Raw genomic sequence first — 24,212 nt, 5'->3', positions numbered from 1 at the left:
GACCAATGGACAGTGATGCGATTAGGAGTGCTCGATATTGATAAATAGTCATCATAATAAAGTTTAACGGAAAAAATGTGCCGATAAAAACGAAGTGCACCGTTACGGATTTGCAAGAAGTTTGCTATAGACAATTTGTTGTTCCTGATCAGACCTGCTTCCATAAAAGCGCTCGGAAAGCCCAAACAAATACAACCTTTCATTCATCGTCATTCCGCCGATCCTTCTTATGGCGTCGTCCCTGAACGCCACCCAAAACTCGCGCGCTTTAGAATGGTCTTCTTCGCTAAATAGCCAGGTGTCGCCAAAGAACCGCTCGATCATGGTTTCAAGTTCGGTGACGTCCCGATCATCCTTTTTCCAGGCTTCAATGTGCCGGGCAAATTCCTCCAGTGCCTTTTCGTCTGAAACACCTTCGATTGATTGGACAAGTTCGTCGAGATTCATAGTTAGCTCTAACGCCGTAATTCACTGCCGGCAAAAAGCGCCGCTCGCTCTCCGCTCTGCTTTTTGCCGTCCGGGCAAGCAGCCCGGAAGAGTTTGTTGAAACCGGGCTGCTTGCTTAAAAATTGACAAAAACGCTCAGTAGAAACTTTATAAATCGTATGGTAATTTGACAAAAAATTACTAAAGCCAAACCTATGCGCAAGGTAGGGACAGAAAGTCGCGGATCCTCAAGGGAAAGCCGGACTGCCGAATGTGTCACGCGTTAGTGGCATGCCGGGCTGTCCGGTTTTTTTGTTGGAGTTGATAAAGCAACAAATTTTACCGTGACAGCGAAATTAAGCACTGTGAAAACGTTGGAGAGTCCCTATGAACAATAATAACAATAGAAAACACGCCGTAAAGTCAGCATTAATATTGGCGATGTCGGTAATGCTGGTTCCTGGCGCATTTGCGCGCGTATTGCCCGCTACTTCCCATGCTTATTACGGCATGACTTACGGGGAATGGAGCGCTAAATGGTGGGCATGGAATAACTCTATGGCGGTAGACCAGCACCCCCTTTTCGATACAGCCGACTGTAGCACAAGGCAATTGGGTACAGTTTGGTTTTTAGGCGGAACATCCACCGCTACAGACCGTGACGGAGAAACGGTTTGGGCAGCCGATCGTGTTTGCAACGTGCCTCGCGGAACGGCCCTTTTCTTCCCTGTAATAAACTCGGAAGCGGCAACGTTGGAAGGAGATGGAGAAGGGGATGAAGTGTTAAGAGCGCAGGCGGAATGGTACCAGAATCATGCTACGGAGTTGTTTGCAAAAATTGATGGAATTCCGGTTAAGAATCTGCAAAGCTACCGCGTTCAATCTCCATTATTTCAGTACGGCCCTCTTCCGGACAATAATGTCCCGTTCAATCTCGGCGGTTATTCCGGAGCAATTGCCGGCGCCAGCAGCGATTTCGTAGGGGATGGCGTCTATCTCTTGATCCCTCCCTTACCGGTCGGTAGACATGAAATCAGATTTGGCGGTAAGGCCATCTATTCTTCAACTAACGGAGATCCGTTTGATTTCATATTCAACCTGGACGTGAAGTATACAATCAATGTATTACCTCAAGAAAAATGATATTGGAGGAAGATCATAGACAGAGCCGCAGAATGCGGTCCTGTCTATGGGCTATAGAATTCCCCAATCCAGCTTGTAGCATGTAGTCCGGATGAAATGCAGCGGGTAGGTTAGGTTAACAGCTTTATCGTTAACCCAACACATCGATGCACCGAATGTTGGGTTGCAGAAAGCGCAACCCAACGCAGCTTTTTTCTGCGGTATCCTAATGCACCCGGATTAACAACGGAAAAAAGAGAAGTCCCCATGTCATCCTCCTGCGGCCCTCACGGCACCTCCGGCATTGGCAACCGCTGCAAACGCAAGAATGTGAGCTTGTCCCAATACCCGCGCTGAAACACGATCTTCCCGTTCACGACGTGAAAAAAGCCGCAGCCTCGTAGACCGAGAGGGTCGCGCCACTCGAGAATGGCCCACTCTCCCTCCTGAAAAATATGCTCAACGATGCATACCATCCTGGCATTGGCAAAGCCCGTTGCAAACATCTCTCGGATGGCAGCGCGGCCAACAACGGGTTCCTCGGCTACCTGATGGTTGGTCGCGTCTTCGCTGTAAAAGTCTGCAAGTGCATCTGCGTCGCCGCGATTGAAAGCATCGACCCAGGATTGAACAAGTTCACGAGATTCCATATACTCTATCCCAGGTTAAAGGGAACGCCTGGCGCACACCCTTGTGCTTATCAATAACCAGCCGAGATAGCCGGCCGCAGCAACATCATAGGCCAGGCAGAATGACGGCCTAAAACAAAACTTCAACACTGCCAACGTGTGTCGCTCCCCTTTGACCGACTTGTTGGGCTAACCAGCACAGCCAAAGCCAACTCGCCGATCATCGGTATTTTTTTAAAGAGTACTACTGAAAAGTAGATCGAAAAATAATCACAGCCCCTTTACCAAAACCATAGCTGGTCGTGATGAGGCTGGCAAAAAGATAGATTTCGAACACTTGCGACCAGATACCGATCAAAGGCGTTTGTCCAGCCGTTGTCGGGTCAAGCGCAGGGAAGATCGCTTGTAGCAGAAATAGGCTGGAATTAGTAAAAGCTCCCACCACCATAGCCCAACGCACATGCCAAGGCAGTGGCACTTTGGCGGCATAAAAGCCCAGAATCAGCGCACTCATCAGTAGAAAATCAATGTGGGCCTGCATCAGTCTGGTAAATTTACCGGCGAATATCAGATCAAGGTAGGGTACTTTGTTATACAGCCCTACCATGCACCACGCCAGCAACAGCGCCATTAATATCCATAATGCAGCGCCACGAAGTAACAAGACGTTTCCTGAATGTTTTATATCCTGCATCATTACTCCCGATTATAAAAACAAACTTTCAAAACCACCGATAGGCGGCAAAACCCAATTCAAGACAGAGAAACTTAAAAAAACTGGCCACAAATACAGAGTTCTATACAGTTAAATCAACACTGACTCCGCCGCTCAAGCTGCCCAACGTTTGAATTAACCGACTGGCGCGGCTCTACCGCGCCGGTCCGGTTGAATGATGGGTTGGTCATTGCTAACAAATTGAGCCAGCAATCGGGGAAGCTGCAACATATTGTCAAATGGCACTTCATCCCCGATCCGGCATGACGCTGTTTCAGCATTTCGCACATACCGGAATGCTTTCATTCCTGCTGCTGCGGCTGCCTCGATCCCAACTTCACTATCTTCCACAACCACACATTGACTGGGCATAAAGCCCATCTCATTTGCTGCATATTGGAATAGACCAGGCTCCGGCTTCCAAGAGCCAACTTCATATGAGCTGAAGATATTGTCGCCAAAGTAAGGTGCAAGACCGCTGATTTGCAATGCCTGACGGATTTTCAAAGGTGGTCCGCTTGAGGCAATGCACTTGGGAAAATTCGAGGTTTTGAGCATTTCAATAACGCCGGGCATAGGTTTCAGCTCATGAGAGAAGAGTTCCGCGACACGCTGGCGATAATGCTGCTCGAACGAATCTGGCAGCTTCTGGCAAAGGCGGCTCTCCAGGTCGGCAAGGATTGGACCCAGCTTTTTTCCGCGATACCGCTGGGTCAACGACTCCACCGTATCGCTCAGTTGCGGGAGCAGATCGAGAAAGGCTTGATTGCAAAGCCCCTCGCTGTCCACGAGCGTACCGTCCAAATCAAAGATTACACAGATACTGTTCATTTATCGAAATACCCAACGTAAAGGTAAGGGGCATCCCGCTCAAGGACGCTTAGCGAAGCCGCCGAACCCGATTCAAAAGCGAGCCTTCAAAACCACTATAGGGCGGCGCGTCCCTTTGACCGCTGTGTAGGCCAACCCTAAATAGCGGCTTTGCAGGATGTGGTGAGGAACGAACCACGCATCCTACGACCCTGAGACCCGATAGGCCAGAAAAAAACATTAACTAGAACCTATAGTCGGGCAGTTTGATGTCGTCGCGCACGGCGCGGCCGATGAAGAAATCCGCAATGAACGGAATCCGCAATAGCCGAGTGACATAGTTGCGGAAAGTGATGCCGAGGGCACTCTTCGGGGCGAACGAGGAAGCGAATTTCGCTGCCGACTCCTGCTTGCGCCTCAGAAATGGCATCATTCGCTCCTGGTAGCGAGCGAAGGCCGCGACGTGATCGTTTCCGCAATTGCGAAGTTCGCCCGCAAGCACATAAGCTTCGGCCATTGCAAGCCCCGTCCCTTCGCCAGCAACGAGGGAGACGCAGGCGGCGGCATCGCCGATCAGCGCCGTGCGGCCTTCTGTCCAGCGGTCCATTCGAATCTGGCTGACACGGTCGAAATAGATGCCGCTGGCATCTTCCATTGCAGCGAGAATCCGCGGGCATTCCCAGCCGACATCGGCAAAGACGTTTGTCAGCACCGATTTGCATTCTTGCTCGCTCGATGGACTTTCCGCGGTCAAGTATTCGTCGCGAAAGACGAAGAGAAAAAGCGTTATGTCATCGCGCAAAGACAATCGCAAAATCTGCCTTCCCGGAACCGCGTGACTGACAACTACGAGTTCATCGCGTGGCCGATAGCCCTCGATCTCGAACGCGGCGACGTGATAGCCGAGTGAAACTTCGAACTCCGCTTCGGGCCCGAACACTAGCCGGCGAATGCGCGAATGCAATCCGTCCGCTCCAATAACCAGATCGACTTCGCGCGGGGCAGCATGATCGAAGTCAACTCGCACGCAGTGACCCTCATCTTTGATCCTGGCGACGGAGTCGCCAAAAAGCGTCTCGACCTTTCCGTCCAGCGCACCGTAGATCGCAGCCGCAAGGTCGGAGCGCCGCAGTTCGATGAAGCGGCCGTTGGTCATGCGTCCGAAAACGTCGGCTGAAAAGCCGCCGCTCTTGCGGCCATGCCGGTTCACGTAACGCACCTCTCTCACCTGATAACCCAGCTCTCCAATACGGGGGAGCAGACCCATCTTCTCGGCGATGTCGTAGCCGACCCCCCAGAAGTCAATGGTATAGCCGCCATTGCGAAGTTGCAGCGACTCCTCGATGAGCAACACTTCGTGACCGCATTCCCGCAGCCAGTATGCGAGCGTCGGACCGGCGATGCCGGCCCCGTTGATGGCAACTCTCATCTATATCTCCGTCAGGCTCAACTTTTTCCATAACCGGCGTGCAAAAACAGAGCGAAGCGGCGCTCTTGCACGTCCGAGTTGATGGGGTTGTTAGGCATTATTGGAACGAGCTCTGGATAATGAAACCAAAATGAGGAGTCGGATTGCTGACGATGATTTGTTCTCCCGCCGGCTTCTTAACAACATACCCGTCAAATACCTTTTCCTGGCCGCCCTGTAGATTGCCATATACTCTAACTTTCTCGTTCAATGAAACATCCATTCTCTTGTTGTCTGGTAATTTAGTCCGAACAAAGATGGAGCCAGAATTGTCGGTTAAAGTAAATCCGTTTTCATCAAGATGCGTAATTGTTCCCTCGATCGTGGTTACCGGTGGCAATGCCAAATTCTTGATCGGCGTCGTGCCAGAGCACCCATTACTTATCAAAACGACTACAGCCAGTAGAGGCAGAGAGCCAGTTTTCATTGCACCTTCTCCTTTCGTTGATATGCTTAACGTAAAGCTAACCGGGCGCAACGCGGAAAGCGGAATAAACAAAACCGCGTTGTAACCGCGCTCCGGTTGAGCGTTGAGTTAGGCTTTGGTTTTAAAAAACTCATCGACCGTTAATCCAATATCTTTTGCGATTTGTTTAAGTAAGATTGGCGATAAGTCACGCCCTGCATGAAATGGCACTGTTGTACATCTACCATCAGGGTGGCGGAACTGCTTGGTGAGCCACGCTGACGAAGTTCAGTAAACCCTAACGCCTCAAGAAGCGCAACTACTTCGCGAGATTTAAGAATAGGCAAGTGGCCCATGTTTAAGCTACAACAATATTTTGAGTACCGATAAATTCGGCTTCTAACATTGGCTCGCCATCTTCAAGTAACATTTCAACAACTTCTCGAAGATTTTGATTCAGCTCCTCCAAAGTTTCTGCTTGCGTATGCGCCCCTTGAAATCCGGGAATAAAGCCAACATAAAACCCTGTATTCGGGCAGCGTTCCACAATTGCCGTATAACTTCTCATACAAATTTGCTCCGCGTTGTTTGGTATAGGATTTGAAAATAATAAGTTTTTTATCATACGCCTAAACAGCAAACACGAGAAGATTAACGCAAATCTCAGCGGCGGAGCATTAGCGGAGTCCGCTGGAGCGTTGGGTTAGGTTTTGTCCTCAGCTTCATGAATGACGTCAAAAAGCTGTTTGATGATTTTGGGGTGTAATATTTCTCCGGCATGACTGGACAAAACCATCCGATAAGTTTTCTTTTTATAAATCCGATGACTGCCTTTTTGGCGATCTAAAACAAACCCGCTACGGAGAAGAAGCTTCTCTGCTTCTTTTGCGGTAAACCTTGGATATTCAGGCATGAATAGCCACTTCTATGGGGGATATGATTACCTTGCGTTTTTGAAGTGCATGTAATTCTTCCGTTGTCAGGCTTTCCAAATATAGTTCAGCAGCCTCTTGAATATTGAAAAGCACTTCTTCATAAGTATTGCCTTGCGTAACGCAGCCTTTTAATTCAGGAATTTGGGCAAAATAGCCAAACTCGTCTCTTTCGATAACGGCAGTCAATATCATGGAAATTATTCCTATGCTCGAAAAAAAAATTGTTCCAGTTGAAAATATTGGGGTTCGCAAGCTCATTTCGCCCCTCACGACCCTGACCTTAACAGCATATTACCTGAACATTTCTACCTTCCGCTTTTTGAACTCTTCGCGTGAAATTGTTCCTGCGTCCCGCAGAGATTTCAATTTTTCCCATTCGGCTTTCCTACCTTGTTTTTCAATAAAAGCCCATTCCCATGGTGCAACACCTGAAGCCATTGCATCCTGTATCTCAGCTTCGCTATACCTACGATCCTTCATCTCATACAGAAAATCCCAATCGCTCATTTTTATTACCCACTTCATTACTAATGCCAGCGTTCACTTCTTGTTGCCTAACGTAAAGCTAAGGCGCGCCCCAGCGACCGAAGGGAGCGAACTTGAGCGTAGGGTTAGGTGCGGCTATCGTCATTTGCTTTTAGCTCTATTTCCTTTAGTTTCTGGCGCTCGGCTTCTGACATTACTAGAGTGCGGTTAAACACGCTCCCATCAGGCCAGAGAATTTGCGCTTCGATTGCGCAAGCTTTTAACTCTGTTAAGTTATGGACACGAGGATATGCCCAAAGCATCCATTTTGGAATGCGAACCGACCAAACCAACCAGCCTCCAAGAAAACCACCGAGAAATACGGGAATAAACCAATACATTCCAGCGTAGCCGACAGTAGGAATCAACCCAAGTTCTCCAGCTATAACAAAGGCCAACCACGGCGTAACCATCACAGCTATCGATGGCCATTTGATTTTCCGATTTGCGAGATTAATTGCATCCTCAATCGATATGTGCTCGTTTGTCATGCATAGCACCTAACGTAGAGCTAAGCCGACCGCTGGAGCGTAGCGGAAGCGGGTCGGCTTGAGCGCCTTGTTGGGCTTAATAGCCACGAGCAAGCCCATTTATTACTCACTAATTTCTTGAACTAAGTTTTCCATTTGCCGCGTGGCTTCTGGTAGCGTTTCTGAAACTGTAGCGAGATACGTGCCTCCCAAGGCGTGGACAAGAACTGAAATTGTCGTATCTTCGTTTTCGACCATAGAAACACGCTGAACGTCCTTATTACGAATATACGACTCCTCCGGTTTTCCGTCCGACGGATATTCACGGACATTAACCCAACCACGAATTGACTTACTCAAGATTGATACTCCTGTGTTTTCGGAAACAAAACAAAAAATCCTGTCGAAGAAGGCCACGTTGTGTTATCACAACGCTGACTCTCCTTCTGTGACGTTTTCATATTTAAGACTGCCAGCCGCCGATACCACTCCACCCATATTCCATTAGAATCAAGCTGCTCCCATCTAGACCTTTTCCATACAGTCGCTTACGTACAGATCCAACGGCTGTTTGCATACCTTTGAAGCCAGCGAGTTTTAAGAACTCCTTACCAATTTCTCGTGCCCGTTGATATTGAGGATAATTTTCAACTGCTGGGTAGCTATTTTCCTCGGCCCATTCATTACCAGCAATAGTAAGCTCGGTAAGCTCCGTAATTAGGCTATCTACTCGACTTGCCGCAGCCATGAAGGTTTCATGGCCCACTTTGGGTGCTATTTCGTCGTACAGTGATTCCAATGTGCGATTATTCATTCTTGATCCTTATATTTTTTTGGTATTGATGCGCTACATGAGGAGTGCGGATGCCCAACGTTTGAGCTGAGCCGACCGTGGAGGCAAGGCCCACTGGCCGACCGGAGCAACATGAAAGTGGGCTCCGGGCGGCCAGTGGGCCTTGCCGGAGCGGGTCGGCTCGAGCGAAGGGTTAGGCGTCGCCGAGATCAAAGTAGCGGGTTTCGAGTGACTTCACTAGTGCATCCTCGGACTGGAACAGTGTGAAGTGATTGATGTTGTACTCAGATAGCCGACGCAAAGCGGCAAGACGGTCGCGAGCCGGCAAGACAAGTTTGACGAGTACATCTTGAGTCTCGTCTCCACGAGCAAAGACGTTCTCATGCTTGCAGAAGACATGACGCTCTCGCTCTTGGTCCCAGCGGGTGCAGACTGTGTAGGAAGCTCTCTGTGCAAAGTGCCTCCTATGTGTGCTCACATAGGGCCCCATGAGGGAAATCATGGGGGAGCCGCCAGAGCCCACCTTCACAAAGGTTGGCGACTCAATGTAGCAGTAGACCGCCGGATTTCGACTATCAGATGTGAGGTAAGCGAAGTACGCGGCTATGTACGGGGACTCTGTCCAATCGAGGAGCGGAGACGGGAATCCGTGGTGGCGAAGATGTACCAAGTAGTCATATGCGGGTAAGTGAACGCGAAGGGAATCTTGCTTCGCGCGAACTTCGCGTTCAAGGTCAGGATACGGCGCGACCGACCATCGCGTGCCGGTAAATGACTCAAGTTCGTTTACTGTCCTTGCCGCGTAGTCGACGTAGCGAAGAACATCAATCTCCGCATTGGTCTTTCGCTCTAGGGTCGTGAGCAGTGGCCATTTCGCATCCGCCTGCCCGCGGTAGAGGATTTTGACGTGACGCTCAAACTGGCTACCGTCTGAGAGCGTTCTGACGTATTGACCATATGCCCTACGCACCCGCTTGAGAGCATCATCAAAGCTTTCCCACGACTTGACACGAATGGTTTGCATCGACGCCTAACTAATATTAAACGCCCTAAATGAAGCAAAACATTGCGTCAACCGGTTGGCTAATTCATTATAAAAGCAATATAAATTATTAGAATCAATCATATAAATAAATTTATGCCATCCTAAAAGATGTCAATTATCTTTCAATCCAGTACTGTTCCGAAATTCCAGCGTTTCCGGGCAATCATCGGACAAACCGAAAAACAAACAAAATCGAATTAAACTTCAATTTTACCTTTTTGGCAAGCAGCCCATGCGTTAGAGATTCAGTTCGTATGATGAGGTGAGCCTTAGGTCCTCATCCATCGCGAACGAGGCGGTTCCGATCGTCACGACATCCTACAGTCCTGTGATACGGCGCTACTTCAGACTCGCGCCCGATCGCCCTGCCGAAGATTTTTCACCAGTTTCAGTTCGGGCCGGTTTTTATTCAGCAGCTTTTCCAGCAATTCGGTGTTTCGGGCAAGGGCTGTCTCGGCGCGCTCGCGGTTGGCTTCAACGCAGGCGCGGATCGCTTCGCGCAATTGCTCGCCATCCGGTATGCGGGGCCAAATTCGCTTTTCCTGATCGCTCAGCGTACGGGGCGCCTCGGGGTCGTAATCGCACCAGGCTTGCCAGAGGGTGTCCTTGTGAACGATGGTTTGGCTGAACAGGCGGTCCCATAACTCATGGGAAGGTGCATTGAAGTAACGGAGTAGATCCTGCTTGACCTCGTCGCTGATCTTGCCGCTCCTCGTGTTGAAGGTCCCCTTGAAGACCGTGCCGGGCTCCACGAGATCCAAAGCTTTCAGGATAAGCCGCCAATAGAAGATCGTTTGTTTGACTTCATCGATCGCTTCGGTTCCGACTTTTTCGGCCGCAGGCTGCCGGGCCTGGTAATAGGCGTCGGCATTCAAGGCGCCGGCGATGCTTCGGGCGCATTCCGAAATCGAGTTCGAAAAGACCGGCTCTCCTTCCCAGTCCGTGGCGCGGATTATCAGATAGCGCGACCGGCCGGGACAATCCACGCTGCTTTCGTCCGGCAATCGGCGCAGCAAGATGTGCTTGAATTCGTTGGGCCGGGATCTTGCAAAGACGCTTTCGAAGAGGGTTTCGAGTACGCGATTTTTTATTTTCCGGTCCCAAATCCCTATCGGGACCAATTCTTCGAGAAGATAACGGTCTCCGTAACGCCGTATCATGAAGAGGCGGCCCGTTCTCGGGCACTGGTAATCGTAGACGGCGTCTTCGTTGCCGCCGAGCGGTTTGATGCGGCGGACGATGGCGCTTTCAATTTCGGATAATTCAATTCTCATCCCAAAACCCTCCTTTTCATCCGTTTTCGAGCCGGTGTTTTGCTTACTACTATTTTAGAGGATAGGCCGACACCAATCGTTCGTTCAACGATTCAAGTCGGCCTTTGGAATGCTTCGGGAAAAACGGCTTCCGTAACCGCGTTAATTCTTGTCGGGCCGGTTTAGAGGATGTCCCTCCATGCTCTTACTGACTCGGTAAAACTCGGAAGGAAAAGAACTGTCTCTTTGCCGGCCGCCGCCCTGAGGCGTGCCGGAATTGTTCGAACGGCCTCGGCGGCAAGACCATGCTCCCGAGCCCTTCTTGTTATTCCCGCTCGGCAATGGCCAGGGCCGCCTGATACAGCAGTTTTTTCCTGGCACCGGTAATCTCCACCGCCATATCGACGGCGGTTTTGATGCTGCATTCGCGCAGCAGCACCGACAGCAGTTTGTGCTGTTCGGGCGTGACCGCCTGTTCTTTTTCTACCGTTGCGCCTTCGACCATGACCACGAACTCGCCTTTCCGCATGTTCTCGTCCCATTCGACAATGGCCAGAACACGGTCCAGGCGGTCTCCGACCACGGTTTCGTGCAGTTTGGTCAACTCCCGGGCAATGACGACGCGGCGCTCCGGCGGCAGCATTTCGGCCAGGTCGCTCAAAGACGCCAGGATGCGGTGGCTGGATTCGTAAAAGGCCCAGGTCGCCTGGGACGACGATTTCTCCTTGAAAAACGCTTTGCGCTCTGAAGCCGTCCGCGGCGCAAATCCTTCGAAGGAAAACCGAGAGACCGGCAAGGCCGAAACCGACAAGGCCGCAATCAAGGCGCAGGGACCCGGAATCGGCGAGACTTCGATGCCTTCTTCCCTGAGCCGTCGGATCAAAGGCAGGCCGGGGTCGCTGATCAGCGGCGTGCCCGCGTCGGAAACCAACGCGATCGTCAGCCCGGAGCGGATTTTTTCCAATAGGCTGCCGGCGATTTTTTCTTCGTTATGCTGATGAAGCGACACCAGCTTGTTGTGGATGCCGTAATGCGCCAGCAGCATTCTGACATGGCGGGTGTCTTCGGCCGCGATCAGGTCGACCCCCTTCAAGACCTCGACCGCCCTGAAGCTGATATCCGCCAGATTACCAATCGGCGTGGCAACCACGTATAATTTGCCCAATTCAGCCGACATTCGATGTTCTCATATGAATAGCTCGTTCAATTCAAAGCGCCGATCCGATTTCGCGCGGTATTATTTATTTGGATGCCTGCTCGCCCTGCTGCTGGTACAGGGATGCGCCACTGAGCCTAAAGAACAGGCCGCACCGCCCCCGCCTCCGCCGCCGGTCGAGGACACGGCGGTGACCCGCCCTCTGGAAACGGACGACAAAGCCATTACCGCCACCGAACTGAATCCCTCGCGGCCGCCTTCCCTTTCCAGGGAAGAGGTCCGGCAACGTTTCGCCGCCATTGATGCGTTGATCCGGGACGGCAATTACAGCGAAGCAAAAAAGCAGGCGGACAGCCTCGATGCCTCGCAATTGTCCGAACAGGACACCGCCCTGCTCAATCTTCTTTATGCGCAAATCAGACTCAGCATGGGCGAAGCCGAATTGGCGCTGGACCATCTGGAAAGCATCGAGCCGCACCTGCTCGGCCCGGAAGAGAAGATCACCTATCTGCAAGCCCGGGCCTTTGCCTTTTCGCTCCAGGGGAATTTGCTGGCGAGCGCCAGATCCCGCATCGAACTCGACGCATTACTGGCTGACGAGGAGCCGAAAAAACAGAACCAGCTCGGCATTCTCGATACTTTGGCCCTGCTCGACGATGCGCAACTGGAAAGCGGAGCGGTTTCTCCCGCCGATCCGTTGGCCGGCTGGCTGGCTCTGGCCCGCATCTACAAGCAAAAGGACCGGCCCGATTTCAACGCCCGACTAAACCAATGGCGGGCAGCCTTTCCGGATCATCCTGCCGATATCGCCTGGTTGAGCCAACAACCACCCGCTTCCTCGGAGGCTGCGGTCCATTATCCCGGCTCGATCGCGGTCCTGCTGCCCGAATCCGGGTCTTTTGCGGCGGCCGGGAAAGCCATCAAAGCCGGAATCATGGCCGCCTTCGACCGTCTCGGCAATCAAGCCGGCAAGCCCAATCTGCACTTTTACGACACCGAACAGGGCACACTCGCAGAACAATATCGCGAAGCCGTCGCCGCCGGGGCCGAGTTCATCATCGGTCCGCTCGAAAAGGCGGACATCCAGAGCCTGGCCGAGTCGACCCTGCTCGACGTCCCCGTGCTGGCATTAAATCACATTCCGAATCTTGAGCAAGACAATCTTTATCAATTCGCCTTGAGCCCGGTCGACGACGTCGAACAGATTACCGCCGCCGCGCGCCGGGACGGCCATAAAAAGGCATTGCTGCTGATCCCGGAAAATCCCCAAACCCAACGCATTGCCGACTATTTTAAAGACTATTGGCAAAACGGCGACACCGTACTTCTCAAAGTCCAGACCTACCGCCCCAAAATGACCGATTTTTCGCTGGCGGTCGGACTCCTGCTCAACCGGGATAACAATTCGCCGGTCTACGCCGAGTCATTTCAGGCAGGAGAAGGAGCCGAAAAGAAACAGGAAGCGGACGTGATTTTCATCAGTGCCTATCCCGAGGAAGCCAGGGCCATCAAACGGCAACTGGACGTGTTCGGCGCCGAGGATCTGGCGGTGTATGCCCTGCCCAACATCTACGGCGGCGAAGCCGATCCGGGCCAGGACCGGATTCTCGACGGGGCTGTCTTCTGCGACATGCCCTGGTTTTTCGACCAAGCCTATCCCGGCGATCTCGGCATGGCCTCTCTGGCTTCGGTCCGGCAGCAGTTTCCGGGTTCCTATTTACGCCTGATCGCAATGGGCATCGACGCGTTCCATCTGGCCGCGCGCCTTCGCGATCTGAACGGACAGCCCTATGCCGGCGCCACCGGAAAACTGTCGCTGGCCCCGGGTCATCGCATTCAGCGCCAACTGATCTGCGCCCGGTTTAGCGAAGGCCAACCCAGGCTCATCGATGAAACGGCCGAGACAGAGGCTCCGGCCGCTCCCGCGCCCATCCCGGATAACGGCACTTCGCAACCGGACGGCGGCCATGACCCTGCTAACTAAGCTCCGGGACAAAACCGCTCATCTGATGCGCGGCAGGAACGCCGAGGAACGGGCGCACCGGTTTTTAATCGGAAAAGGGCTGCAGCCGGTATGCAGGAATTTTCGCTGCAAACAGGGCGAACTGGATTTGATCATGACCGACGGCGGTACGCTGGTCATCGTCGAGGTCCGCTTCCGCAAGTCGGACAAATACGGCAGCGCCGCCGAGAGTGTCACTCCGGCCAAACAATCGCGTATAATTGCCGCCACGCAGTATTATTTATCCACCTCGAAAACGGATTGCCCGATACGATTCGACGTGATCGCCCTTTCCGGCAACGGCGCCATCGAATGGATACGAAACGCTTTTTAAGCCAGTCAATTTTCTCTATGAGTTTACAAGACCGAATCATCAACCAGTTTACCGACAGTCTCCAGACTCAGCAGGATGCGATGAACTACCTGACCGATCTGATCGCCTATGCCTCGGAACGGCTGGTGGCGGCCTTGCTCAACGACAAGAAAATCATCGCCTGCGGCAACGGACGCGCGGCCAACAACGCCCAACTGTTGTCGTCAACCTTGCTGCACCGCTTCGAGCGCGAGCGGCCTTCCCTGCCGGCGCTGGCGTTGAGCACCGACATGACCACTATCACCGCGATCGCCAACGAAAGCCATTTCGACGACGTTTTCGCCAAACAGCTCAGAGCCCTGGGCCAAAGCGGCGACATGCTGGTGGTGTACAGCGATTGCGGTTTTTCGGGAAATATCGTCAAGGCCGTTCACTGCGCGCACGACAAAGAGATCAGCGTCATCGCCCTGACCGGCAGGGACGGAGGAGCCATTGCCGCTCAACTCAACGAAAAGGACCTGGAGTTGCGCGTGCCGTCCAACTCGTCGGCCCGGATTCATGAAGTTCACAGTCTGATCAGCCACTGTTTTTGCGATCTGATCGATCATCAGTTGTTCGGCGGCTGAACCGGAAGTTCGCCGCTTTTTTATTCGATTTTGTCTTTAACCGGTTTTCTATTGTTATTTTCCGAGCTTCTTTGTCCTTCCTCAAAGGGGACAAAGTCATATACGTTACCGAGGCTGTGGTGTATCATGTCAAATCAGGACAAGCAGTGTTCATGACCAATTTCCGATTGAGGCCGACGCCGAAGCCGGTTGACCCGATTGGCCATACAATTAAAGACACACCGTCGTTTTGTTTTTATATCTTCCATCCGTTTTATTGCTGGAGAGTATTGTTTATTTTCTGTATGCGGGCCGATTCAATCGATATCCCAAACCGGCGTTGTGCTCGTAAAGGGAGGCCGGATTTATGGAAAAGCGAAGATTTTACCGAGCAACGAAAGCGCCCGATAGAGAGATCCGGCGTATGCTGACTCATCGCGTGCCTTCCTTCAGCCGATCAGCATGACCATGGATTTAACCCTTTCGGCAATCGTCGTCAATTACAACGCAGGCCATCTGCTCAGGGAATGCATCGATTGTCTTCTGAATTGCCCTCTGAGCATCGAGATTATCGTGGTGGACAATGCTTCTCTCGACCAAAGTTTAAGTTCCATAGAAGATCTGGAGTCGGTCAAAATCATCCGGAATTCAGTGAATACCGGATTTGCAACCGCCTGCAATATCGGTATTGCCCATGCTTCGGCCGACTATTTACTGTTTCTGAATCCGGACTGCTCGTTTATCCGCGGAACGCTGATCGATCTGTTGAAGCATCTGAAATCGAACCGAGATGTCGGCATGGTCGGCGGCTTACTGGTCAATCCCGACGGCACCGAACAGGCGGGAGGGCGGCGCGCGGTGCCGACGCCGTGGCGTTCTTTTGTAAGAGCTTTCGGATTAAGCCGATTCGCCCAGCGTTGGCCTAAACTTTTTTTCGATTTCGATCTTCACAAACAACCCTTGCCGCCCGGCCCGATCGAAGTGGAAGCGATATCCGGCGCCTGCATGTTAGTGAAACAGGAAGCCATTCGGGACGTCGGCCTCTGGGACGAAGGTTATTTTTTGCATTGCGAGGATCTGGACTGGTGCATGCGCTTTCGCCAGAAAGGCTGGAGGATTCTGTTCATACCCAGCGCCCAAATCACCCATGCCTCCGGAGCCTGCGGGCGGTCCCGGCCCATTTTCGTCGAATGGCACAAGCACAAAGGCATGATGCGCTTTTATCAAAAATTTTTCCGGCATCAATATCCGGGCATCCTGATGTTCCTGGTCAATTTCGGCGTCTGGTTCCGTTTTACCTTGATTATGGCGCAATACCTTTTTAAACGCCTGTTGCAACGTTTGGGATGGGTTCGTGCCTAAAGCCCGCATCGGCCTGTTGGGAGCGACCAGCCTGGTGGGCGAACGCCTGCTGCCGTTGCTGGTCGAGAACGAATGGCAGGTGACCGCCTATTCGAGAAGAAAAACGGACGATCGTTGCGGTCCGGTCGAATGGCGTCAGATCACTTCCCCTCTTGTGGATTTCCCCTCCGCGGGAGAGGAAGCCATCCCTTACTGGATTTGTCTTGCTCCCATCTGGGTACTGCCGGATTATTTCGGCCTGCTCAAGGCTTGCGGCTGCAAGCGCATCGTGGTGTTGTCGTCGACCAGCCGCTTCACCAAGACGGATTCAAACGACAGCAAGGAAAGGGAAGCGGCGGTTCGTCTGGCGGCCAGCGAGCAAGCGCTGCAAACCTGGGCCGAAGCCCATCAGGTCGAATGGATCGTGTTCCGGCCGACTCTCATCTACGGTTACGGCAAGGATAAAAACATCACCGAAATTGCCCGCTTTATCGGGCGTTTCGGCTTTTTCCCCCTGCTGGGAGCGGCGACCGGTCTGCGCCAGCCCGTTCATGCGGACGACATCGCGTCGGCCTGCCTGGCGGTTTTATCGACGCCTGAAACGACCAACCGGACTTATAATCTTTCCGGAGGAGAAAAACTGGCCTATAAGGAAATGGTGAAGCGCATTTTCCTCGCGCTCAACAGCCGGCCCAGACTCATTTCCATTCCGCTGCCGGCTTTCAGGCTGGCCATCGCTTGTTTGCGGGTATTGCCCAGATTCCGGAATTGGTCGGCGTCGATGGCCGAACGCATGAATCAGGATCTGGTTTTCGACCATTCGGAAGCGCGGCGGGATTTTAACTTTTCGCCCAGGCCTTTCCGTCTTTCCGAAAAAGACTTGCCGGATTAAGATCGCCTCGATTTCTTTATTGACGTTGGCGCTGGCCGTACTGGTATTTGAATTTTCGCTTCAGCAGGCCGGCCGGATCGTCGGGAATCCGGTTAAGCCATTGTTCGTTGGCCTGCTGCTGTTCATCGGCCGGCCGCGCCTCGCTCATTGCTTGTTGTCCCCGTTCATCTTCCGGCCCGCTCTTCTCATCCGGATTTTGTTCGGCCTGTTGCTTTTCCTCAACGGAAGGCTTCTTCTCCGGCCTATTCGGCTGCTGTTCCTTTGCCGATTCCTGAGCTTCGTCGGATTGCCCGGATTTTTCATCCGATTTTTCCGGCGGGTTTTCTTTTCCTTCATTTTCCTTTTTATTTTGCTCTGAACCGCCGCCCTGCTGCTGTTCCCCGGATTTCTGATCCTTATCCTTGGCTTGCTGCGAGTTGTCCTGCTGCCGGTCTTTATTCTGCTCCTGTTGCTTTTTGCGCTTTTCCAGCTCTTTTTCGACCAGGTCCTTGTTGAATCGGGCGTCCTCGTTGTCCGGATCGAGCGCCAGCGATTTTTTATAAGCCTCTACGGCTTCTTCGAGACGGCCGGATTTGGCCAGGACATTGCCCTGATTGTAAAAACCGGTGGCGGTTTTTGGAGTTTTCATCTCATTTAAATCTTGCTGTTCGGCTCTATATTGTGCGGCCAGTTTCCAGTCCGGATCTTCGAACAGCTTGGCCGCCTGCTCATACTGCCCTTGTTTAAAAGCTGTCGCCGCCTGCTGATCCCGGGTCTGCCACAAGTCCTTCCAGGTCAGTGCATAGCCGGGCTCGGGAAACGGCAGGATCACCAACAAGGCGGCGCCCAGCAATCCCTTTCTGAACAACAATGCGGCCAGCGGCAATACCAACAGCAGTAAATAGGGGCCTTGATCCTCCCACAGGTCCAGCATCCGTTGATCGGCTCCGTCATGCGCCTGACCGGAAGCATCCGGCCGGCCGAAATCGGCCAGCACGGCCTGAATGTCGGTATCGTCGGCGCTCAGCGTCCGGTAAATGCCGTTGCCGGCAGCAGCCAGTCTGGCCAGATCCTCGACGTTCAGTTTGGGAATCACGATCGTGCCCTGCCCGTCTTTCAAAAAACCGCCGGTGGGCAAGGCGATCGGTGCGCCCTCGGGGGTGCCGACGCCGATGACCGACAAGGCGTAATCGCCCAGTCCTCGAACGGCGGGCAAGGTTGTCTCCGGATCGGCTCCATCGGTAATCAACACAATCCGGCCTGTTTGCATGCCGGCCTGCTTGAACATTTCCACGGCTTTGTTGAGGACCGCTGCCGTGTCTTTACCGGGAACGGGCATGATGTCGGTCGTCAATGCTTCGAGTTGGCTGGCGATAGTTTCGTTGTCGGTAGTCAGCGGCGTCACCGTAAAAGCATCGCCGCCATAAACCAGGAGCGCCGTCTGGCCGTCTTTCCGCTGCCGGAGGACGTCGGCGATTTTATAGCGTGCGCGAATCAGGCGGCTGGGCTTGACGTCCTCCGCATCCATCGAGCGGGACAAATCGAGGGCGATCACCAGGGCCGACTCGTTCCGAAAGACCGGCGACGGCAATTTTTTCCAGGACGGCCCCGCCAGCGCCACGATGGCAAGCAGCGCGGCCAATGCGCCGAAAGCGATCGGCCAACGGCTTCGTTTGGCCGGCTTGTCCTTTAACAGATAAGGCAGAAGAGCGGCATCGCATACGGCCGACCAATTGCCCCGTGCGAGTTTGCTACGAAGCGTCCACGCCAGTATCAGCAGATAAGGAAATAAGGCCAGAAGCCAGTACGGTCTCAGAAAGTGAAAATCGGTCAAACTCACGCCCACCTCAAACGGAAATAACAAAGCAAGGCGGCCAGAGCCAGCGACAGGGACAGCGGCCAGTAGAACAGCTCGGTCCGGGGCCTGAAGTACTGTTTGTCCTTGGCTATCGGCTCCAGCTTGTCCAGCAGCAGATAGATGTAACTTAATTCCTCGGCGTTTCTTGCGCGAAAATAGCGCCCGCCGGTATTTTTGGCGATGGCGATCAAGGTCTTTTCATCGAGGTCCCGGGAAGGATTGACTTTGCGGGTGCCGAAAAAACTGCGTACCAGCATTTCGTCGGCGCCGATGCCGATGGTGTAGATTTTCAACCGGTTCGCAGCCGCCAATTCCGCCGCTTTCAACGGCGACACCTCGCCGGCGGTATTGGCACCGTCGGTCATCAAGATCAGCACCCGGCTGTTGCCGGGTTGATTTTTCAGGCGTTTGACCGCCAGCCCGATCGCATCGCCGATCGCGGTGTTGTCGCCGGCCAAGCCGATCGCCGATTCGTCCAGCAGCGTTTTGACGGTCTTTCGATCGAAGGTCAGCGGCGTTTGCAGATAAGCCTGGGTGCCGAATAAAATCAGACCCAAACGGTCGCCGGCCCGGCGTTCGATGAAATCTCCGGCCACGGCTTTGGCGGCGGTCAACCGGTCGACGCGTTCCTTATTGAGGATAAAATCCTGCTCTTCCATGCTGCCGGACAAATCGACCGCCAGCATCAAATCGCGGCCGCTGACCGCCTGTTCTATCGGCTCGCCCAGCCATTGCGGGCGGGTGCAGGCAACGACCAGCAGCAGCCAGGCGATCGCCGCGAATATGAAAGGCCTCCCTGAACGGCTTTTACGGCGCGGGTTCATTCCGGCTTCGGCCAGATCGTCCAGAAAAGGAACCTTCAAGGCGGCCTGCTCTGCCGGCAGAGCGGCAGGCAGCAGCCAGCGGATCAATAACGGCAGCGGCAGGGCGGCGAGCAGCCAGGGCCATTCAAAATGAATCATTTCTTCGCCTGGGCTTTCAGCCAGTCTTCGCACAAATCGATGAGCCTGGCGACGTCCAGACCGTCCGGCACTTCCTTACGATAACGGGCATCGCTCAAATATTGTCCGGCCCCTTCGCTGAAAGGTGTTCCCCGCATCGACCGGTCCAGATAAGCCAGCCAGGCCTTGCCGGTCAGGCCGGCCGCCTGAGCACGGGGTGCAGTGCTGATGGCGACGCGCCGAAGCAATATTGAAATTTCGCTCAGCTTGGTTAAATCGTCCATCGCCTTATCCTGCCTGATGGCGGCCAGAATTCGTTTTGCCGTTTTCAAGGCGGTCTTCCGGGTCAGATGGCGGTAAAGCCGGAACAAGGTCACTCCCAGCAGCGGAAGCAGGACGGCGAGCAGCCACCAGCCCGGAGCCGGAGGCCACCAGCCGATCGCCTCGGGCAGATGGATGTCTCTCAGAGGAAGATCGACCGGAAGCATTATTGCTGTTCCTGTTGACTCTGGAGGCGCTTGCGCCGGCTTGAAGCTGAAGGGCGCCGCAACCGCTGCACCGGATCGTCGCTGGTGCTGCACAGCATAAAATTCAGGTTCATTTTATTGGCGATGCTCTGAATCCGCTGCAAACGCCGGTCGAAGCGCTGCCGGTAGGAAGCCAGGCTCAGATTGTCGCCGGTATCGACCACCACCTCGTTGACCTCGTCGGTAAAACGGTACAGCCCTTTTTCGGGCAAACTTCTTTCCAGCGCATCGTAGATGAAAATCAACTCGATTTCGCAGTGCTGCGCCAATTTCGCCAGGTGTATCTCCGCGGCGTCGTCGACCCCCCGAAAATCGCTGACGATGTAAACCAGACTGCCCGGCCGGGCATGCTGGACCAGCCGGGACAGGATGCGATCCAGGGTCAGCTCCCGGGAAGCGACTTCTTCGGCCGTATTGACCAGAGCATGTAAAAATCTCAAGACGCCGTGTTTGCCGCTTCGGGGTTTCAGCTCCCGGCAGCTCGCATCGGAAAATATCTGTCCGCCGATGCGATCGCCGTGCTGTTCGGAAGCCCAGGCCAGCAAGCCGGCCAGTTTGGCGGCCATTACCGATTTGAAAACGCCCCGTGTGGCAAAATGCATCGCCCGCCGGTTATCGACCGAGATAAAGACCGGCCTTTCCCTTTCTTCGCGAAAAATCTTGGTATGGGCTTTGCCGGTGCGGGCCGTCACTCGCCAGTCGATGCTCCGAATGTCGTCCCCCGCCTGATAAAGCCGGGTTTCATCGAATTCCATGCCCCGCCCCTTGAAGCCGGAAACATAGCTTCCGTTCAAGCCGGCGCGTATCGACTGCGGCTGCAAAGTCAGTCCCGCCGCTGGTATGGAAAGATCGATCAAGGTTTTAAGACGGATCCGGGTCAGCTCGCCGCCTGTGTCAGACCGGCCGATCTGGTCGGGAGAAGATTTGAATAACATCAGGGTACCGCAATTCTGGAAACGAGTTCTTTAATGACGTCATCGGTGGTGATGCCTTCGGCCTCGGCTTCATAGGAAAGGATCAGGCGATGCCGGAGCACGTCGAAGGCCATATCCTGGACGTCTTCGGGGCCGACGAAATCCCGTTCGTTCAGCCAGGCTTTCGCTCTGGCACAACGGTCCAGGGCAATGCTGGCCCGGGGGCTCGCGCCGTATTGCAGCCACGAAGCCAGATCGCTGCCGTAAGCGGCGGGATTGCGGGTGGCCAGAACAATCTGCAGCAAATAATCCTCAAGCGTATCGGCCATATAGACGTCCAGCACTTCGTTGCGCGCCGCGAACAGCGTTTTCTGGCTGATCGATTCCATGGTACAGGTCAGTTTCGCGCCGGCAGAGCGCGCTTCCGATCGGGCCAGATGCAAAATGCTTTTTTCGTGCTCGGGTTTCGGATAATCCACTTTGACGTGCAGCAGAAACCGGTCCAACTGCGCTTCCGGCAACGGATAGGTGCCTTCCTGCTCGATCGGATTCTGCGTTGCCATTACCATGAACAATTCGGGCAACTTGTACGTGGCCTGACCGACGGTGATCTGCCGCTCGGCCATGGCTTCCAGAAGCGCCGCCTGGACCTTGGCCGGAGAACGGTTGATTTCGTCGGCCAGGATCAGATTATGGAACAAAGGCCCTTTTTGAAACTCGAAAGTACCCTGCTGGGGGCGGAATATCTCGGTGCCGGTCAAATCGGCCGGCAGTAAATCGGGAGTAAACTGAACCCGGTGGAAATCGCCTTGAATGCCTTTGCTCAGAACATTGATGGCCCGGGTTTTCGCCAATCCCGGCGCGCCTTCGACCAGAATATGACCGTCCGCCAGCAAGCCGATCAACATCCGCTCGACCAGAATCTCCTGACCTATGATTTCCTGATTGATAAAGTCTTTTAATTTAATTAACGCTGATTGGGTGAAATCTTCAGTGTGGTTTTGTTCTGACATCTTTTGGTTTTTTATCCCTAATCGATAATCTTGCCGGAGCCTCGGGAGCAACGGCCGTGCATGGAACGAAAAAATCGTCTTGCCGAGTCACTATAAACAATTTATTGACGGAAAGGTTCATTATTTTAACTGCTTATTCACGATGACGACATAGAGTAAATCTGTTTAAAAAACAGGAATTTCTTGTGGATAGAGGTGGAGAAAGCATTGGGTTTCAAGATATCCACAATCCGTTCACAGCAAGAACGCTCTTCGGCCGACATTTTATCATCGTCATTAAACTAATGATTTTTAATAACAAAAAAGGTTTATACACAGATTTTCGTGGGGTAATAATAACAAAAGGTTTTAAAAATTCTCATTTGTTATGGTTACTTTCGGGAATTTTGTTTTGCCGAAAAAAATTTATTCAGCTCGGCGAAAATATTTTTTGACAGTTTATTAAATTTTTAGTAGCTGCTTAAATTTTGAAAAACTGGGATGGAATCATTTTGTTGATGAAGCGTGGATTTCTTGTAGACAGTGTCATGCAAAAAGTGGAATGCCGGGATATCCACATTCTGACCACATTGATGAAGGCCTCCAACCGACAACTTGTTCTTTCATTTAAGACATTGATATTTAAATGTAAAAAGGACTTAATCACAAAATTTTCAAAACTAGTAATAACAGAAAGATTTTAAAAATTTTTCATTTGATATGATTAGCGGCAGAATTTTGTGAAAAACCGAGAAAATGACCTCTTACAAGACCCAAGCCGATCCGATAACGACTCTGCCTCCCGGCATTCCTTACATTGTCGGCAACGAGGCCGCCGAACGTTTCAGTTATTACGGAATGAGGGCCATCCTGGTCATTTACATGACTCAATATTTAATGAATGCCTCCGGTCAGCCGGATTGCATGTCGGAACAGGAAGCTCAAGGCTATTACCATCTGTTTATTTCGGCGGTTTATGTCATGCCCGTATTCGGAGCCTTTCTGGCCGACGCCTGGCTGGGTAAATACCGCACCATCATCGGATTGTCCCTGGTGTACTGCCTGGGCCATTTCGCTCTGGCTCTCGACGACACGCGTTCGGGCTTGATGCTGGGCCTGGGCTTGATCGCAATCGGCGCCGGCGGCATCAAACCCTGCGTTTCGGCTCATGTCGGCGATCAGTTCGGATCCCGCAATCGCCATTTGCTGGCGACCGTCTTCAGTTGGTTTTATTTTTCGATCAACTTGGGCGCTTTTATCTCCATATTGATCATTCCCTGGCTTCAGGAACATTACGGCGCCCGCATTGCCTTTGCCGTTCCCGGTTTATTGATGGCGCTGGCGACCTGGGTTTTCTGGAGCGGGCGTTATCGATTTGTCCATATTCCGCCGTTCGGAAAGGGATTGCTGGAGGAACTGGCGGCACCGGAAGGCCTGCGTACGCTGGCCCTATTGGGTGCCGTTTATTTTTTCATTGCGATGTTTTGGGCCTTGTTCGAACAAATGGGTTCTTCCTGGGTATTACAGGCTCAGAAAATGGACCGCCGTGTCGGCGGCATCGAATTGCTGCCGTCGCAGATCCAGGCCGCCAATCCGTTGCTGATCATGCTGCTGACGCCGCTGTTTTCTTACGGTATTTATCCGTTTCTGCAACGTTTTTTTGCCTTGACCCAACTGACCCGGATAACTGCCGGCCTGTTTCTGACCGCTCTGGCTTTCGCCATACCCGGACTGATCCAGATGCGGCTGGATCAGGGGCTGCCGGTTCATGTCGGCTGGCAGTTGCCGGCGTATTTGCTGCTGACTTCGGCGGAAATCATGGTGTCGATCACCTGTCTGGAATTCTCCTACATGGAAGCGCCCAAAAGCATGAAATCGCTGGTGATGGCGTTCTATTACATTTCGGTCGCGGCCGGTAATTTATTTACCGGCGCGGTGAATTTCTTCATCGAAAACGAGGACGGCTCCAGCCGGTTGGCAGGCGCCGATTATTTCTGGTTTTTTACGGCCTTCATGTTGATAACCGCCTTGTCCTTCGCATTTCTCAGGCAAAAGATAGGGAAACTTTTCCGCGGCGAAGGGGGTAACCAGTAAA

General features: G+C 53.0%; 28 protein-coding genes, 1 pseudogene and 1 riboswitch. Of the genes and pseudogenes, 7 read left to right on the top strand and 22 right to left on the bottom strand.

Going from position 1 to position 24,212, the window contains the following annotated elements; genetic code table 11:
* Positions 1–102 precede the first annotated feature (102 nt).
* Positions 103–447, bottom strand: a complete 345-nt coding sequence (locus tag A3OW_RS0116125) for a hypothetical protein (RefSeq protein ID WP_020564479.1) — start codon at positions 445–447, stop codon at positions 103–105.
* Positions 448–622: 175 nt separating this feature from the next.
* Positions 623–698, top strand: a riboswitch (cyclic di-GMP riboswitch).
* Between the two features lie 115 nt (positions 699–813).
* Here A3OW_RS0116125 and A3OW_RS0116120 point away from each other — a divergent pair.
* Positions 814–1,569: a hypothetical protein gene (locus tag A3OW_RS0116120; RefSeq protein WP_020564478.1), complete on the top strand. Its 756-nt coding sequence runs from the start codon at positions 814–816 to the stop codon at positions 1,567–1,569.
* Positions 1,570–1,835: 266 nt separating this feature from the next.
* Here A3OW_RS0116120 and A3OW_RS0116115 read toward each other — a convergent pair whose 3' ends face one another.
* The 16 genes and pseudogenes from A3OW_RS0116115 to rsmI form a co-directional block, all read right to left on the bottom strand.
* Positions 1,836–2,198 carry a nuclear transport factor 2 family protein gene (locus A3OW_RS0116115; RefSeq protein ID WP_020564477.1) on the bottom strand — a complete coding sequence of 121 codons (363 nt, stop codon included), beginning with the start codon at positions 2,196–2,198 and terminating at the stop codon, positions 1,836–1,838.
* Positions 2,199–2,421: 223 nt separating this feature from the next.
* Positions 2,422–2,874, bottom strand: a complete 453-nt coding sequence (locus A3OW_RS0116110) for a hypothetical protein (protein ID WP_020564476.1) — start codon at positions 2,872–2,874, stop codon at positions 2,422–2,424.
* Between the two features lie 153 nt (positions 2,875–3,027).
* A complete protein-coding gene (locus A3OW_RS0116105; protein WP_020564475.1) occupies positions 3,028–3,723 on the bottom strand; it encodes an HAD-IA family hydrolase in 696 nt (231 codons plus the stop codon).
* 223 nt (positions 3,724–3,946) lie between these two features.
* Positions 3,947–5,131 carry an FAD-binding domain gene (locus A3OW_RS0116100; RefSeq protein ID WP_020564474.1) on the bottom strand — a complete coding sequence of 395 codons (1,185 nt, stop codon included), beginning with the start codon at positions 5,129–5,131 and terminating at the stop codon, positions 3,947–3,949.
* Between the two features lie 97 nt (positions 5,132–5,228).
* Positions 5,229–5,597 carry a hypothetical protein gene (locus tag A3OW_RS0116095; RefSeq protein ID WP_020564473.1) on the bottom strand — a complete coding sequence of 123 codons (369 nt, stop codon included), beginning with the start codon at positions 5,595–5,597 and terminating at the stop codon, positions 5,229–5,231.
* 108 nt (positions 5,598–5,705) lie between these two features.
* Positions 5,706–5,828, bottom strand: a pseudogene (locus A3OW_RS29120) (type II toxin-antitoxin system HicA family toxin); the annotation flags it as partial.
* 106 nt (positions 5,829–5,934) lie between these two features.
* Positions 5,935–6,144, bottom strand: coding sequence for a type II toxin-antitoxin system HicB family antitoxin (locus A3OW_RS0116090; RefSeq protein WP_020564472.1), 210 nt, complete (start codon positions 6,142–6,144; stop codon positions 5,935–5,937).
* A 135-nt stretch (positions 6,145–6,279) separates the two neighbouring features.
* Positions 6,280–6,489: a type II toxin-antitoxin system HicA family toxin gene (locus A3OW_RS0116085; RefSeq protein WP_020564471.1), complete on the bottom strand. Its 210-nt coding sequence runs from the start codon at positions 6,487–6,489 to the stop codon at positions 6,280–6,282.
* Positions 6,482–6,703, bottom strand: coding sequence for a type II toxin-antitoxin system HicB family antitoxin (locus A3OW_RS0116080; protein WP_020564470.1), 222 nt, complete (start codon positions 6,701–6,703; stop codon positions 6,482–6,484). The genes A3OW_RS0116085 and A3OW_RS0116080 overlap by 8 nt, the downstream gene beginning before the upstream one ends.
* A 99-nt stretch (positions 6,704–6,802) precedes the next feature.
* Complete coding sequence (locus A3OW_RS0116075) at positions 6,803–7,036, bottom strand: SHOCT domain-containing protein (RefSeq protein WP_020564469.1); 234 nt, start codon at positions 7,034–7,036, stop codon at positions 6,803–6,805.
* 86 nt (positions 7,037–7,122) lie between these two features.
* On the bottom strand, positions 7,123–7,527 hold the full coding sequence (locus A3OW_RS0116070) for a hypothetical protein (protein WP_020564468.1): 405 nt from the start codon (positions 7,525–7,527) through the stop codon (positions 7,123–7,125).
* 102 nt (positions 7,528–7,629) lie between these two features.
* Positions 7,630–7,866 carry a hypothetical protein gene (locus tag A3OW_RS27970; RefSeq protein ID WP_157385919.1) on the bottom strand — a complete coding sequence of 79 codons (237 nt, stop codon included), beginning with the start codon at positions 7,864–7,866 and terminating at the stop codon, positions 7,630–7,632.
* Positions 7,867–7,969: 103 nt separating this feature from the next.
* Positions 7,970–8,320, bottom strand: a complete 351-nt coding sequence (locus A3OW_RS0116065; protein WP_020564467.1) for a hypothetical protein — start codon at positions 8,318–8,320, stop codon at positions 7,970–7,972.
* A 172-nt stretch (positions 8,321–8,492) separates the two neighbouring features.
* On the bottom strand, positions 8,493–9,323 hold the full coding sequence (locus A3OW_RS0116060) for an FRG domain-containing protein (protein ID WP_020564466.1): 831 nt from the start codon (positions 9,321–9,323) through the stop codon (positions 8,493–8,495).
* A gap of 365 nt (positions 9,324–9,688) precedes the next feature.
* Positions 9,689–10,618: a hypothetical protein gene (locus tag A3OW_RS0116055; protein ID WP_020564465.1), complete on the bottom strand. Its 930-nt coding sequence runs from the start codon at positions 10,616–10,618 to the stop codon at positions 9,689–9,691.
* 304 nt (positions 10,619–10,922) lie between these two features.
* Positions 10,923–11,774 carry a 16S rRNA (cytidine(1402)-2'-O)-methyltransferase gene (gene rsmI / locus A3OW_RS0116050; protein ID WP_020564464.1) on the bottom strand — a complete coding sequence of 284 codons (852 nt, stop codon included), beginning with the start codon at positions 11,772–11,774 and terminating at the stop codon, positions 10,923–10,925.
* A 13-nt stretch (positions 11,775–11,787) separates the two neighbouring features.
* On the opposite strand from rsmI, the gene A3OW_RS25220 reads away from it, so the two are divergent.
* The 5 genes from A3OW_RS25220 to A3OW_RS0116025 all read left to right on the top strand — a co-directional run bounded on the left by A3OW_RS25220 (position 11,788) and on the right by A3OW_RS0116025 (position 16,906).
* Positions 11,788–13,737, top strand: a complete 1,950-nt coding sequence (locus A3OW_RS25220) for a penicillin-binding protein activator (RefSeq protein WP_020564463.1) — start codon at positions 11,788–11,790, stop codon at positions 13,735–13,737.
* Entirely contained in the window at positions 13,721–14,089 is a 369-nt protein-coding gene (locus A3OW_RS0116040) for a YraN family protein (RefSeq protein ID WP_020564462.1), read from the top strand. The genes A3OW_RS25220 and A3OW_RS0116040 overlap by 17 nt, the downstream gene beginning before the upstream one ends.
* Positions 14,090–14,106: 17 nt before the next feature.
* Positions 14,107–14,694 (top strand): SIS domain-containing protein, encoded by a 588-nt coding sequence (locus tag A3OW_RS0116035; protein WP_020564461.1) that lies wholly within the window; start codon positions 14,107–14,109, stop codon positions 14,692–14,694.
* A gap of 441 nt (positions 14,695–15,135) precedes the next feature.
* Entirely contained in the window at positions 15,136–16,035 is a 900-nt protein-coding gene (locus A3OW_RS0116030; RefSeq protein ID WP_020564460.1) for a glycosyltransferase family 2 protein, read from the top strand.
* The gene (locus tag A3OW_RS0116025) at positions 16,028–16,906 is read left to right on the top strand and encodes an NAD(P)H-binding protein (protein ID WP_020564459.1); all 879 of its coding nucleotides are present in this window, start codon (positions 16,028–16,030) and stop codon (positions 16,904–16,906) included. Before A3OW_RS0116030 ends, A3OW_RS0116025 begins: the two co-directional genes overlap by 8 nt.
* Before the next feature lie 16 nt (positions 16,907–16,922).
* On the opposite strand, the gene A3OW_RS0116020 is transcribed toward A3OW_RS0116025, so the two are convergent.
* From A3OW_RS0116020 to A3OW_RS0116000, 5 genes are read right to left on the bottom strand one after another with little or no spacing between them, the layout of a single operon-like run.
* Positions 16,923–18,725, bottom strand: coding sequence for a VWA domain-containing protein (locus tag A3OW_RS0116020; RefSeq protein ID WP_026223660.1), 1,803 nt, complete (start codon positions 18,723–18,725; stop codon positions 16,923–16,925).
* Positions 18,722–19,705 (bottom strand): vWA domain-containing protein, encoded by a 984-nt coding sequence (locus A3OW_RS0116015; protein ID WP_020564457.1) that lies wholly within the window; start codon positions 19,703–19,705, stop codon positions 18,722–18,724. Before A3OW_RS0116015 ends, A3OW_RS0116020 begins: the two co-directional genes overlap by 4 nt.
* Positions 19,702–20,172 carry a DUF4381 domain-containing protein gene (locus tag A3OW_RS0116010; protein ID WP_020564456.1) on the bottom strand — a complete coding sequence of 157 codons (471 nt, stop codon included), beginning with the start codon at positions 20,170–20,172 and terminating at the stop codon, positions 19,702–19,704. The genes A3OW_RS0116015 and A3OW_RS0116010 overlap by 4 nt, the downstream gene beginning before the upstream one ends.
* A complete protein-coding gene (locus A3OW_RS0116005; protein ID WP_020564455.1) occupies positions 20,172–21,146 on the bottom strand; it encodes a DUF58 domain-containing protein in 975 nt (324 codons plus the stop codon). The genes A3OW_RS0116010 and A3OW_RS0116005 overlap by 1 nt, the downstream gene beginning before the upstream one ends.
* Positions 21,146–22,138, bottom strand: a complete 993-nt coding sequence (locus A3OW_RS0116000; RefSeq protein WP_020564454.1) for an AAA family ATPase — start codon at positions 22,136–22,138, stop codon at positions 21,146–21,148. The genes A3OW_RS0116005 and A3OW_RS0116000 overlap by 1 nt, the downstream gene beginning before the upstream one ends.
* 735 nt (positions 22,139–22,873) lie before the next feature.
* Here A3OW_RS0116000 and A3OW_RS0115990 point away from each other — a divergent pair.
* Entirely contained in the window at positions 22,874–24,211 is a 1,338-nt protein-coding gene (locus A3OW_RS0115990) for a POT family MFS transporter (protein WP_020564452.1), read from the top strand.
* Position 24,212: the final 1 nt, after the last annotated feature.

Origin of the sequence: Methylosarcina fibrata AML-C10, assembly GCF_000372865.1 — a bacterium.
GTDB classification, from domain to species: Bacteria; Pseudomonadota; Gammaproteobacteria; order Methylococcales; family Methylomonadaceae; genus Methylosarcina; species Methylosarcina fibrata.
Note: the sequence above shows the minus strand (reverse complement) of the source record. Positions and strands in the feature narration are given on the sequence as shown.